We start from the raw sequence: 14,048 nt of genomic DNA, 5'->3' as shown, positions 1-14,048 counted from the left end.
ATGCAAAAACAGACTGCCAAACTGACAGTCTGCTGTGATATGGTTATAAATTCAATTAAATACCGTTTCCACAAGTTTACTGCAACCCTCGGGGGAATATAAGAATCTGTCGATATGATTGCCGTTGCAGTAATACTTAGGTTTTTGCGGATTGTATTTGTAATCAAAAGTGTCAATGATGATGATTTTAATTTTCATTTTTTCGGGAATGATGCTTTTTATGTAAACGCTTGCCTGCTGACCTGCTTTTACGCCGTCCTTACTTTCTGCAAGTCCTGCAAGGTTAGGGGCAAGTTCTACAAACGCACCGTAGTTTTCTACACTGCGTACAATTCCCGCAACGGTTTCGCCTGCACAAAAGCTGTTTGCGTTTTCTTTCCAAGTGCCGAGAAGTTCCTTATGGCTTAGGCTTATTCTGCCGTTTTCGATGGATTTTATTACAGCTCTGATGTCCATTCCGACCGTGAATCTTTCCCGTGGATGTTCTATTCGTGATACGGAAATTGTATCAATCGGCATAAGAGCCACAATTCCGCACCCAATATCCGCAAATGCACCGAAGTTTTCGAGGTGGGTGATACGAGCATCAATTACATCGCCGCAGACAAGGTGAGAAATGTAATTTTTCATACAGCGTTGTTGTGCCTTTTCTCTTGAAAGAACTGCAAAGCGTTCTCCGTTTTCATCAACGGCAAAGTCGGTGATGATAAAACATACAGGGCGGTTTACTCTTGAAATTACCGCAATATCACGCACCGTACCTTCACGAATACCGATTGCACCTTCTTCACGGGGGATAATTCCTTTCATTATGCCGAGGTCAACAATAAGATTATGTTCTGCATCACAAACGCAGGCCCTTGCCTCAAGAATTTTTCCTTCCTTTTTTGCGTCACTTAATAAAGAAAAGCTGTGGAGCGTGTTGATATTATCCTGTGTTAAAATGAGTTTTCCTTCGGGTAAATATTCTGACATTTTACAGCCTCCGTTAATTTTATTGCGCTACTGATTTCTGTTTGTCGCAATGTCAGCGTATGGCTGACTTTTCAGTAAGCATATTTGGTTACAAATATTAGTATGATTTTGCAATAAAAAATATAACCGAAAGAAAATTTTACAGAATATTAATCGGGCAATAAAATTTGAGCAAGATTAAATTATCAGTCACGATTATAAAAGTTTGGTCAACCTTTTCAAAGGTTGTGTTTGTGGGCAAAGCCCACAAACACTTTCCGTTTACGCAATCTAACGATAGCCAAACAGCTTGCAGTTCGGCGGCTTGAACGAATGGACGAAAGCCCTTAAATGCGATAGCAACAAGAAAGCCATTCGATATATAATGAAAAGTTAATCATTTCTTTTATAAAAGGCTGTCGCCTGTTTTAACAAACTTAGTTTTAGCACGCAAACAGCGTGGCTGTTTGCGCCTGATAAATTGTTATATCGGAAGATATTATGGGCGCTGCCCATACCCGCAATTTTTGAAAAAATTGAGTAAACTTTTTTGTTTTTGGGGAGGATAATTTAGCGTTAGCTAAATTTCAATGCCCGACCGACACTATGCTAAACCATAATTTACCCCAATGTTTGATAAAGAAAAAAATCCCTCTCCGATTTTTCAGAGAGGGAAAAGGTTTAAATTTAAAAATTATGCCCAATTAAGAGTATCGTTATATACATTGATGTAGTCGTTAGCCGAACGATCCCAGCTGTTGTCGCTCATCATTGCACGCCACATAAGCTGATGCCAGCCTGCGTCATCATGAATACCCCACAAAGCTCTTCTTACGGCATTTACCATATCTGCCGTATCGTAGTTCTTGAATGTAAAGCCGTTACCGTAGTTGTCTGCACTGTCAAATACAGAGTCTTTAAGTCCGCCAACTTCACGAACAACAGGAATTGTACCGTAACGGAGAGCAATCATCTGTGCAAGGCCGCATGGCTCCTGAGCAGACGGCATAAGGAATATATCAGCACCTGAATAAATCTTTCTTGCAAGTTCAGGTACAAAACCGTGACAGAAGCAAAGTCTGCCCGGATATTTTGCCTGCATATAGTTAAAGTAGTCCTCGTATTCCTTATCACCCGAGCCGAGAATTACAAACTGCATATTCTCGGTATTCATAAGCTCTTCAAGTCCCATTCTTACAAGGTCAAGTCCCTTATGACCTACAAGTCTTGTTACCATACCAACCATTGGTACATCCCAGCGCTGTTCAAGGCAAAGACGCTCCTGAAGTGCTCTCTTACACTCACCCTTGCCGCTCATATCGTCCTTAGAGTAGTTACGATAGATCTGATAGTCTGTTTCAGGATTATAGCTTTCGGTATCAATACCATTTTTAATACCGCAAAGTTTATAGTGACGGAGGTTAAGTTCGTCGTGAAGTCCCCAGCTGAACCATGGGTCTTTAATTTCAGCCGCATAGCTTGGAGATACTGTTGAAACTCTTGTTGCTGTTTCAATAGCGCCCTTCATCATATTGAGTTTGCCGTTCATCTCAAGAATTTTTGTTTCATTGGCAGGAATACCTACACATTCTGTATTAACTTCCCAGCCGTATTCACCCTGATACTGAATATTGTGAATTGTAAACAGGCTCTTGATATTGTGATACCATGGTCTGTGTGAATAGAACAGATAGTAGTAAACAGGTACAAGTGCTGTCTGCCAGTCATTACAGTGAATCATATCAGGATGGAAGTCAATGTATGGGAGCATTTCGAGAATTGCTCTTGAGAAAAATGCAAATCTCTCGGCATCGTCATAGTGACCGTAAAGTGTACCACGCTTGAAATAGTATTCATTGTCAATGAAATAATATGTACAGTCGTGCCATCTTGCCCAGAAAAGTCCGCAATACTGATGACGCCATGCAACAGGTACGGTAAAGTTTGTAATGAAATTTAGTGAATTTCTAAGTTCCTGCGGAATTGTGCCGTAAAGCGGAACTACAATTCTGCAGTCCTGACCCTTTCTGCAAAGTGTGTGTGGCAGACTTCCTGCAACATCTGCAAGTCCGCCGCTACCGCAAAACGGATTTGCTTCAGATGCGCAATATAAAATTCTCATTTGATTTTACCTCCATTAAACTACAGATTTTTTTGCTATATATACAGGATAGGAGTCATATCCCATAAGTGAACGACCATCCTGAATTTTAACATCCTTATCTATGATAACATAATTCAGGTTGGTATTGCAACCGATTTTTGTATCTTGCATAATTATTGAGTTGCTTACTTTAGCACCCTCGCCGATATATACACCCTTAGAAATAACACAGTTCTCAACCTCACCGTTGATTACACAGCCTTGAGCAATAATTGAATTTTTGACACTGCTTGTAAGACCGTAGCGTGACGGAGCGTCATCTCTGACCTTTGTGTAAATCGGACGCTGTGGATTAAAGAGAGCATCTCTTACTTCTTTTTTGATTAAATCCATATTGAAATTGAAGTAATCCTGATTAGAAGTAATTGCCGCTGTATAACCTTTATCTTCAAAGCCGTAAACATTGTATTTGCCGACGGCAGCCTGAATAATATTTTTAATGTCTTTCTGATTTACGGCGAGAGCCTGATTTATTTCCTGCATAAGGAGATCTTTTTTCAGGAGTATTGCGCCGAATACTACATTTTCAACAGTATCTGTCTTTTGCGGATTGAGGAAAAGTCTGTTTACTCTGCCGTTATCGTCAACGCTGATTGTCATAGGACGGTCGTAGCCTGACGGTACAACCATTTTGTTGTAAATTACTGTAATGTCTGCATTCTTTTTGGTGTGAAAACTAAAAAGGTCTGTGCAGTCAAAATTAGAAATAATATTGCCCGGTGAGAGCAATACATATTCCTCACGGCTGTTTTCAATGTATCCGTGCATATTATAAATGGTTTCGGGATAGCTTGAGAAAGAACTGCCGTTATAAGGTGTTAGCAATGTAAGCTGACTTCTTCTCTTTGAAAGGTCATAAGCAGAACCCGAGCCGAGGTGGTCGGCAAGAGAAAGATAGTTCTTTGTGGCAACTACGCCTACATTGTTGATACCTGAATTTGACATATTAGAAAGAACAAAGTCAATTATTCTGTATTTGCCCCCGATAGGAACGCTTGCCATTGTGCGTGATGAGGTGAGGTCAGGCATTTTTTCGTCAAGAGTGCCTGCAAAAATAAGTCCCAAAACATTATTACATCTCATTTGCTTTTACCTCCGTGCATCTGTCAATCATTTCCTTTGGCTTCACAACTGCGCCCTCGTCAATTATAGAGTTTTCGCCGACTACGGCAATGCCCCAGTCATCTCTGTTAGCACAGTCCTCAGGTTTTGCGCCTACAACCGCATTCTTGCGAACAACTGTATTTTCTGCAATAATTGCAAACTGAACTGTAGCGCCCTCTTCAATTACCGCACCCGGCATAATGATAGAAGAGTTGATTGTAGCGCCTTTTCCGATAGTAACGCCCGAGAAAAGAATAGAAAACTCAAGATTACCGTAAACATTACAGCCGTCTGCAACAAGTGAATTCTGAATAACTGCGTCATTAGATACAAAGTGTGGCGGCATCATTGGATTTCTTGAATAAATATCCTTTAAGTCAAGTGTAACATTAGGGTCGAGAAGATCCATATTAGCTTCCCAAAGACTGTCGATTGTTCCGACATCTTTCCAATAACCCTCAAACGGATATGCAAACATACGCTCGCCTGCGTTGAGCATTGCGGGAAGAACATCTTTACCAAAGTCATGGCTTGAGTTTTTGTTTTCGTCATCTTCAATGAGGTATTTTCTTAACTCTTTGTAGCTGAAAATGTAGATACCCATTGATGCGTGTGTGCTTTTTGGCTTTTCGGGCTTTTCATCAAATTCGTAAATTTCGCCGTCCTCGTGTGTGTTGAGAATACCGAATCTTGACGCCTCTTCAAGAGGTACATCTATAACAGCTATAGTACAAGCCGCATTCTTTTCTTTGTGGTATTCAAGCATTTTGTTGTAGTCCATTTTGTAGATATGGTCACCTGACAAAACAACAACATATTCGGGGTCATAGCGGTCAATGTAGTTAATATTCTGGAAAATTGCGTTTGCAGTACCTGAGTACCAATCTGCACCGTCAACAGCCTGATACGGACTTAGGCAGTTTACACCCGAGTGCATACCGTCAAGGTCCCATGGCTGACCGTTGCCTATGTATTCGTTAAGAACAAGCGGCTGATACTGTGTGAGAATACCAACAGCTTCGATGCCTGAATTTACGCAGTTTGATAGTGGAAAGTCAATAATTCGATATTTTCCGCCGAATGGAACGGCAGGTTTTGCAATTTTTCTTGTTAAAACGCCAAGACGGGAACCTTGTCCGCCGGCAAGAAGCATTGCAACTACTTCCTTCTTAGGGAACATTTTACTACCTCCAGAGATTATTTAAGAGTAGGGCAGAGTGTGAGCATACTGTCCTACAATTATAAGTATATTTATTTTAATTCCTCTGCCTTTACGGTTTCGGAATTGAGAACAACGGTTTTTCTCGGCTTTTCGGTGTTGCCTTCGGGATTTTCAAGTTCCTTTGTACATTTAAGATAAATTACACCGAGCGGCGGCAGGGTAAGTGAAAGTCCCTGCTTGTAACCGTGAATTTTCATCGGCACCGTGGTAAGAGTGCCTGTATTTGATACACCTGTTCCGCCAAATTCGGTTAAGTCGGAATTAAATATTTCCTCATATTCGCCAAAGCGGGGAACACCTATCATATAGTTTTCATGAACGGTCGGCTGAAAATTGCAGACTGCAATGATTTCGTTGCCGTCCGAGTCGGTTCTTCTGAAAGCAATAACGCTTTGAGTGTAGTCGTTACGGTGTATCCATTCAAAGCCTTTCGGAGTATTGTCAAGCTCATAAAGCGGCTTATGTTCAATATAAAATTTATTTATTGCTTTAAAAAATGTATATAGAGCATTATGTTTTTCAAACTTAAGAAGATCCCACTGAATACCGGAGTCGGAATCCCATTCATCAAACTGTCCTATTTCGCAGCCCATAAATACAAGCTTTTTACCGGGATGAGCGTACATATATGTAATAAATGTTCTTACGCCTGCAAACTTGCTGTCATAGTCACCCGGCATTTTGCTGATAAGCGAGCCTTTGCCGTGAGCGACTTCATCGTGAGAAATAGGAAGAATGAATCTCTCTGAAAAAGCATAGAAAAAGCTGAATGTAAGGTTATCGTGGTTAAACGGTCGCCACAACGGGTCAAGCGACATATAGTGGAGAGTATCGTTCATCCAACCCATATTCCATTTGTAGTCAAATCCGAGTCCGCCCTCCTCAATAGGCAGGGTAAGTTTTGGCCATGAAGTGTTTTCCTCGGCAAATGTAAGAGCCGACGGGTGATACATATGTACTGCCTTGTTCAAACGCTTGATAAAGTCGATTGCCTCAAGGTTTTCGTTACCGCCAAAGCGGTTAGGTACCCATTCGCCGTCCTTTTTGCCGTAGTCAAGGTAAAGCATAGAAGAAACCGCACCGATTCGCATACCGTCAATGTGGTATTTGTCGAACCAGAACATTACAGCCGAAATCAAAAAGCTGATTACCTCATAGCGCTGGAAATTAAAGAGGCAAGTGCCCCAACTGTCACGCTGACCTTTTTTAGGATTGTTGTCCTCATAAAGGCAGGTGCCGTCAAATTTATAAAGTCCGTAATCGTCCTTAGGAAAGTTTGACGGTACAATTTCCATAATAACGCCGATTCCCTCCATATGACAGCGGTCAATGAGAGCCATAAGGTCACAAGGCGTACCGTAACGAGAGGTTGCGGCAAAGTATCCTGTTGTCTGATAGCCCCAGCTTGGGTCATACGGATATTCCATAAGCGGCATAAGCTGAACATGCGTGTAGTTCATTTCCTTTAAATAAGGAATAAGCTCATCTGCCATTTTTTGATAGTTAAAGTAATTGCCGTCAGGATATTTTTTCCACGAGCCTGCGTGAATTTCATATATATTCATCGGCTTGTCGGGTGAAGATGTATTCTGACGATTTTCCATCCAATAGCTGTCATGCCATACATATTGATTTGTATTAAATACCATAGAGGCATTTTCGGGTCTTGTCTGACAATGAAAAGCAAACGGATCCGATTTTAAAATGTTTGTGTGGTCAACGGTTTCTATACAGAATTTATATACGGCAAATTCATTGAGATTTTCAATGAACAGTTCCCATACACCGCCGCCGATTTTATACATATAATTAGCTTTTTGATTCCAATTGTTAAAATCACCGACAAGAGAAACGGTAATTGCGTTTGGCGCCCATACTCTGAAAATTACACCGTTTCTGCCGTCTAAATTTATAAAATGAGCGCCGAGAAAGTCGTAAGCACGAACAGCGTCACCGTCAGAAAACAGTCGCAGCGGAGAACGCTCATCATTAAAGACATACTTCATATATTCAACTCCTTATTATGACTGCCGAATCACCCAATCGACAGTCAACCATTCCGAATAATGCGGATTGTTTGATAATCACTGTTAATTATAAAAACTTCTTGTATAAGAATACCAATTAAAACTACTTCTATATTCCTATAATATATAATACCAAATAAATATGTTGTTTTCAAGCAAATTTGAAAATTTTTACACAATATTTTCGTGTAAATTTTATAAATAACCTTTCAAAATTCCCATAAGGAACATAATTTTACATAAAAATAGTTTTTTTATAAGTAAATCAAGTTAATTTTATTAAAATGTAAAAATCAAATTTATTTTATATGTTTTATGGGCTGTACATAACTATAAAAATGTGCATAGATTTTCGGAAGTAAATATATTGAAAAAAGGTATTTACAAATATTATTTTTTATAGTATATTAATACAACAATAGACAATAAAACAGCAACAATAAACAATTCTGTTTATTGCTAATTGAATAAATAGCGGTGAGGTGATACGAATTTGTTTTAGTACAATTGCACACACAATAAAACTAGGATGAGGATATGAAGAATGATAAATAAAAAAAATAAAAAAAATAAAAAAATATAAAAATTATAGGTACAATTGTCGGTATAATTGCAATTATTATAATCGGCGTATATATATATAATCAGATAAAAATTTCAAATTATCTTAGTAAACTAACTTATGATATAGTACAGGAATCTTATGATACGTACGGTGATTACTCGAAAAGTAAATATCAGGATATAGTATCGGAAAACATTTATAGCAGTATGAATTATCTTTGCAGTGGTTCCTATGATAATCGAGACGAATTTATCATATATGTATCAAATCAATCTAAAGTAAATACCTTAATTTTTTTCTTAGATACAGCTGAGTCGAAATATACTTATGAGATTAAATTTTCTATAAAAGGTGAGGAGGGCTATAGCTATGGCAAATCTACCTGTACGGTGCAATGGAAATTAGATGATGATAATGTCTGGCGAGTATCAGATTTTGATGATCCTCCGTGATAAAATTATTATTTAGACAAAACCACCTCTGATTGTTATGTCAGGGGTGGTAATTAACAGAAAAACAAAGAGTGTAAAGTGTTCAGTTTTTTAATTACGGTACAGATAACAATTCAATACTACTTGCAAAGTTTCTAATAAACATCGTGCTTTTTTTGATGATTTTATAACTGATAATAATTTGAAATGGTGTGTATAGTTATGCGAAAAATAATAAATAAAAATATTTGCTTTATGGGGATATTAATTACTCTGCTTGAATTAGTTGTATTCTTATCGACACCTTATTCAAAATCGATTTTACCGGTTTATCCTTTAAATAATTTAATATGGTCAATTGTTTTATTTACTGTATTCTTTTTTTCATTCAGTGCATTTGTTATATTGGGCTTTGCTAAGAAAACTTTTTTACTGTATAAAAAGCAAATAGTAATATCTTTTTTTGCTCTTTTATTCATAAGAGTTATACTTGATATTGGCTGTTATATTTTCAAAAGTACAGAGATTAAATCTATATATAGCTTATTAACGGATTGCGTATTTTTTGTAATTATATTCCAAATTATTACATTTGCTTATACCGGCAGAAATTTATTAAAAGATATATATGGTAAAATTAAGGGCAAAGATAAATCTATAGTAGTTATATTGTTATTGTATGTTTTAGTTGTGGCTATAGTTGTTTCTTATTTAATCTATATATTTATAAATTTGCAAATGTATGCAGAAAAATATACAATTGATTCGTCATTTTATCTTTTTAAAAGTATGAATTATAACTTTAATTCACAGTTGTTAAGAATGTTTACAGCAATCATTTTACAAATACTTCTTGTAATAATACTTAATAATCTATATGCAAATAATTTTAACGCAGATTTATATTGGTCAAAAATATTTTTAAATATTATTGCACGAACAATAGTAGCTTTTATAGCAATATTTGTATTATTGTTTATTAAAATTTGTATCTCAAATGTGGGTACTATTGCAAAAATACCGGAAAGATCATCTGATTGCTACATTGGATTACCGAATTTAATTTCTAATAGCTTTGTTTATAAACAAATATATAGGGTAAATGGTAATTCATCGCAGATATTATCATACGAAAATACAGATGTTAAAATAAAATATCATGACGAAGAATTACTCGATTTTAAGCTAAATAATTTTTTCGATTATGAATACATAAATAAAGAGCAGAATAACATAAATAATTCAAATTCAGGCGCATCAATTAAAATACAAGATCAAGAAGTGTTATTCTTTTCAAATCAATATATAGCTTATGCAAAAAACGATACCCCTTATGTCATAGCCTTTGATGATATTAAAAATCAAAATGAGAATGAGGTTATAACAAATTTTTTAGAGTATATGATTACTTGTGGATATTGGGATTACTTTGAGTACGGTTGTGATTATCTTAAAAAGTATGATTCGGATTTTATAAATCCATACATACAAAGATATGCGAACGGTGATTTTACAGAAAATGAAAATAAAGTAAATCAAGAAATCAATACAGATTATATGATAAATTTTGCTCAAAAAATGCTTGAAATTAAATAAAAAAAGAGATGGATATGTTGGAAGATAAAGGAAAACTAAAAACCAATAATAAAAAGAAAAAAATAATAGTAACAACAGTAACAACGGCAGTTGTTTTTATCACTGTTGGAACAGGAGTTTACATTAATCACTTGATAAAAGTAAAAAATTATCTTAGTAACCTAACTTATGATATAGTACAGGAATCTTATGATACTTACGGTGATTACTCGAAAAGCAAATATCAGGATATAGTACCGGAGCAAATTTATAAAAATATGAATTATCTTCGCAGTGGTTCCTATGATAATCGAGACGAATTTATCATATATGTATCAAATCAATCTAAAGTAAATACCTTAATTTTTTTCTTAGATACAGCTGAGTCGAAATATACTTATGAGATTAAATTTTCTATAAAAGGTGAGGAGGGCTATAGCTATGGCAAATCTACCTGTACGGTGCAATGGAAATTAGATGATGATAATGTTTGGCGAGTATCAGATTTTGATGATCCTCCGTGATAAAATGAGAGTTTATGAAAAGAAAATGATATGCTAAAAAATGATGGAAATATGCTTTACTTGAATATTTATTATTGAGAATAATGCTTTTCGGAGAGGAAGATAAAATGAAAAAATATTATTCAAAAATCAGCGGCTGTATACTGTTAGTTGCATTGGAAATATTGATGTTTCTATGGACTCCGTATTACAAGGGCTTTATTTGTACAACATATATTGTAGAGCATATAAATGCCGGAGATATAATTTTTAGATTAGTTTATTATGCAATTTATTTTTTATCTGTGTATACAATGTTTTCGTATTACTGTTTTGGAAAGTTTTACTCGTTTTTTATGCGTAGTCCCGTAGGATTAATATTAAGTTTTGCAAGTGTAAGACTTATGGCAGATGTGGCAAACTATATTATTTATTACTTTTTTAATGATTATGTTTTTACTTTTGCGGCTTGCATTATCGAGGTAGTTTTTCTGTTTTTTACATTGTGGCTTATATCGGACTTTATTTCAGACGGTAAATTTAGATTTTGCCCGATTAAAGGGACAATACCGTTTTTTATAGCAACTTTTGTGATTGTAGCTTTGCTTGCAATATATTGTACGTTTCAGTATAACGGTTTTGCTTATATAGTTGAAAAATATACAGTCGTTGCAAATGTGAGGGTTGCATACACTGAAAATATCGGCTTTATACTTGAGGTTTCAAGGCTGATTTTTATTTGCGCATTGAATATTATTTGCTTTTTGTATTTTTATTTTTCAGTCGAAAAATGCGGACTTATAAAAAGTAAAAGCAATGTCGGTTTTGCTAAAATAATAACCCGTTTATGGGCGGTTTTGTTTTTAACGGGAATATTGTATGTTGTAAAATACATAGCTTATCCGATAGATTTGTATGAGATTATTCCAAGCAGTATCATTTCAAGTTCAGATACCACCTATTCAAATACAAATGAAACAGTAAAGGATTTCAGAACGGATACGTGTGTAACTCCGTTAAGCAGATTTTCTTCTTATGAACACGATGAAAAGCGTGTGCTGAATTTAGGTTCTGTTACTGTAAAAAACGGAAAAGACCGTATAAAGACATTTACATACTTTATGCCGTTTGACGAGGACTCGAATTATTATTGTGAGCTTGTTCCCGTTGAAACGGAATATACGGAGTCAACGGAGTATTTGGAGTGTAATGTGCAAAGGCTCGAAAATTTTGGCTTGTTTTTCTTTGACGGTGACCAAAGATATGCGATTAAGACCGAGAATATAAAGAGCCAAAGCGAAAACAAGGTGCTTACAGCAATGCTCGAAACTTTAATTTCTGACGGCGAATGGAATTACTTTGAGTACGGCTGTGATTATCTTAAAAAGTATGATTCGGATTTTATAAAGCCGTATATAGAAAGATATGCAAATGGCAATTTTACGGAAGATGAGATTAATGAAAATCGTGAAATCAATACTGAATATATGACGAATTTTGCTCAAAAAATGCTTGAAATTAAATGAAAAAAGAGATGGATATGTTGGAAGATAAAATTATAGATTTATTATCTAAAAAAACTAAATGTCCTGTTTGCGGAGAAGAATGTATCAGTTGGTATAAAAAAGGTTTTTATACCAATTTTTGGAAAGAAAAAGAATGCCCCAATTGCAAAGCAACTTTAAAACTTAAAGGCAAAATAATATGGGTAAATAGGTTGATTAATCTGTTCTTTTTGATATGGTATATTATCTTGTTTATTAATATACCGCAATTGTGTAGCTTATTATTGCTGTTTTATATTTGCTTCAAATTATTTTGGGAAGTTTTAGTGGTTGGTCCTTTTTCAGAAATAGTTCCATATAACAGTACCCCTCTTGATGATTTATTAAACAGTTTCAGAAAATTAAAAGCACTGGATAAAAAGGGAAAAATAAAGGTTGCAGCGGTAATAACAGCATTTGTTCTTGTCTTTGTAGGAATTGGGGTTTGTATTAATCATCGGAAAAATATAGAAAATAATCTTACCGACCTAACTTATGACATAGTACAGGAGTCTTGCGATAATTACGGAGATTACTCAAAAAGCAAATATCAGGATATAGTATCGGAGCAAATTTATAAAAATATGAATTATCTGTATGTGGAGAATTGTACAGACAAAAACAATTTAGAAATTTTTGAGTCAAAGTTTACTAGTATTGAACCGCAGATATTGTCTTTAAAATCTGCAGAAGTAAACTATAGCTGTTATGTTAGATATCAACTGAATAATGAGAATGACAGTTATATTGCTAAGGATCTTTCTTATACGGTGCAATGGAAATCGGATGATAATAATGTTTGGCAAGTGTCTGATTTTGACGGGGATTTGTGATAAAAGGAAAACTTAATTTTTAGGTGAATTACAATGAAAATAAAAAAATCTAAAACAAAAATAATCGTATTATCTGTTTGTTCTGTTTTGGCAATTATAGGATTTTTGTCATATAGTGTTGAGCTTTATCACAGAACAAATGATCCTAATAAAGAAAGAATATTTGAAATAAAGGATTGCGCTCGTAACAGGAAATTAAAATTATACGATTATGAAAAAGAACTTCCTTATAATGCTGAATCAGTGCGTGTTTTTATGATACAAGATTGCCCAAATAATGAAGAAGATACTAAAAATTTAATTTATGAATTTTTAGACGCCTATGACTATAAAAATGAAATGAAAAAGTATAATACCGATAAATTTGTAGTTAATTTTATGAAACCAAGTTGGAGATTTCCTGTGTATTGGACAGAAGAATGGGATATTAAACATACATGGCACAGAGATGGCAGTTATTTGGCTAATTATTTTGAAAGTAACAGAGTTGCGTATCTGCGGTGCGATGCTAACGGAATTAGATTTGAAAAGTATTTTTAGACAAAACCACCGCTGATTGTTATGTCAGGGGTGGTAAGGTACCATTTGATAATCAATGGAAAAACAGAGGAGGAGAAAGATGAGTGTACAATCATATCCGTGGACAGTAAGAATATATAAAGGAGAGGGAAGATTTTTAATTGTTGAAGAAGTTGAACATAGGGCTGGTTATAATACATATTCTGATAAAATAACAATAGTTAGTGAAGCAGAAGATAACCTTGTAGCTAAGTTAGGAAATGAAGCTCTTTTAGGGTTAAAATCTATTGGGGACAGTCCGTTGTATATAGGAAAACCAAATGATTTTTGGAAAAATGGTTCTAAGTATAAGGGATATATAACTTTTTGGAAACATAATAACCTCGCAAGTGTTAGGTTGTATCAAAACCAAAGTTACGAAGTTTATTCATCTGAGAAATGCAGAGAAAAGAAGGGCGGATATAATGGCTGCATAAAGTCAATAAACTTGTCTGCCAATGCTACGGCGGAAGAAATAGGAAATGCAATAATTGATGTATTCAAAGCCGCCGAAGAATATTACGAGCGAAATCCTATGGAATATTAATTAAAAAGAAATATAGATATG

Annotated in this window: 11 protein-coding genes; 6 read left to right on the top strand and 5 right to left on the bottom strand. The window is 35.2% G+C overall.

Translation table 11 applies throughout. The features are described from left to right. Positions 1–51: 51 nt before the first annotated feature. From H8R91_RS06165 to glgB, 5 genes are all read right to left on the bottom strand, one after another. The gene (locus tag H8R91_RS06165) at positions 52–975 is read right to left on the bottom strand and encodes a S1 RNA-binding domain-containing protein (protein ID WP_186935279.1); all 924 of its coding nucleotides are present in this window, start codon (positions 973–975) and stop codon (positions 52–54) included. A gap of 673 nt (positions 976–1,648) precedes the next feature. Further along, a complete protein-coding gene (gene glgA, locus H8R91_RS06160; RefSeq protein ID WP_117705502.1) occupies positions 1,649–3,076 on the bottom strand; it encodes a glycogen synthase GlgA in 1,428 nt (475 codons plus the stop codon). Positions 3,077–3,091: 15 nt separating this feature from the next. Continuing rightward, positions 3,092–4,201: a glucose-1-phosphate adenylyltransferase subunit GlgD gene (gene glgD / locus H8R91_RS06155; RefSeq protein ID WP_186935278.1), complete on the bottom strand. Its 1,110-nt coding sequence runs from the start codon at positions 4,199–4,201 to the stop codon at positions 3,092–3,094. After that, positions 4,191–5,402, bottom strand: a complete 1,212-nt coding sequence (locus H8R91_RS06150; RefSeq protein ID WP_178586305.1) for a glucose-1-phosphate adenylyltransferase — start codon at positions 5,400–5,402, stop codon at positions 4,191–4,193. Before H8R91_RS06150 ends, glgD begins: the two co-directional genes overlap by 11 nt. A gap of 71 nt (positions 5,403–5,473) precedes the next feature. Further along, a complete protein-coding gene (gene glgB / locus H8R91_RS06145) occupies positions 5,474–7,450 on the bottom strand; it encodes a 1,4-alpha-glucan branching protein GlgB (RefSeq protein WP_186935277.1) in 1,977 nt (658 codons plus the stop codon). Between the two features lie 1,239 nt (positions 7,451–8,689). Between glgB and H8R91_RS06140 the strand changes: the two genes are divergently transcribed. The 6 genes from H8R91_RS06140 (at position 8,690) to H8R91_RS06115 (ending at position 14,027) form a co-directional block, all read left to right on the top strand. Then, the gene (locus tag H8R91_RS06140) at positions 8,690–10,063 is read left to right on the top strand and encodes a hypothetical protein (protein WP_186935276.1); all 1,374 of its coding nucleotides are present in this window, start codon (positions 8,690–8,692) and stop codon (positions 10,061–10,063) included. Between the two features lie 14 nt (positions 10,064–10,077). Beyond that, on the top strand, positions 10,078–10,566 hold the full coding sequence (locus H8R91_RS06135) for a hypothetical protein (RefSeq protein ID WP_186935275.1): 489 nt from the start codon (positions 10,078–10,080) through the stop codon (positions 10,564–10,566). Positions 10,567–10,673: 107 nt separating this feature from the next. Continuing rightward, the gene (locus H8R91_RS06130) at positions 10,674–12,071 is read left to right on the top strand and encodes a hypothetical protein (protein ID WP_186935274.1); all 1,398 of its coding nucleotides are present in this window, start codon (positions 10,674–10,676) and stop codon (positions 12,069–12,071) included. Then, positions 12,068–12,922: a hypothetical protein gene (locus H8R91_RS06125; RefSeq protein WP_186935273.1), complete on the top strand. Its 855-nt coding sequence runs from the start codon at positions 12,068–12,070 to the stop codon at positions 12,920–12,922. Before H8R91_RS06130 ends, H8R91_RS06125 begins: the two co-directional genes overlap by 4 nt. Before the next feature lie 33 nt (positions 12,923–12,955). Next, positions 12,956–13,462: a hypothetical protein gene (locus tag H8R91_RS06120; RefSeq protein ID WP_186935272.1), complete on the top strand. Its 507-nt coding sequence runs from the start codon at positions 12,956–12,958 to the stop codon at positions 13,460–13,462. Between the two features lie 79 nt (positions 13,463–13,541). After that, positions 13,542–14,027, top strand: coding sequence for a hypothetical protein (locus tag H8R91_RS06115; RefSeq protein WP_186935271.1), 486 nt, complete (start codon positions 13,542–13,544; stop codon positions 14,025–14,027). Positions 14,028–14,048 lie beyond the last annotated feature (21 nt).

The sequence above is a fragment of the Ruminococcus intestinalis genome, assembly GCF_014288065.1.
Lineage (GTDB): Bacteria > Bacillota > Clostridia > Oscillospirales > Acutalibacteraceae > Ruminococcoides > Ruminococcoides intestinale_A.
This window is presented reverse-complemented; position numbering and strand designations above follow the sequence as displayed.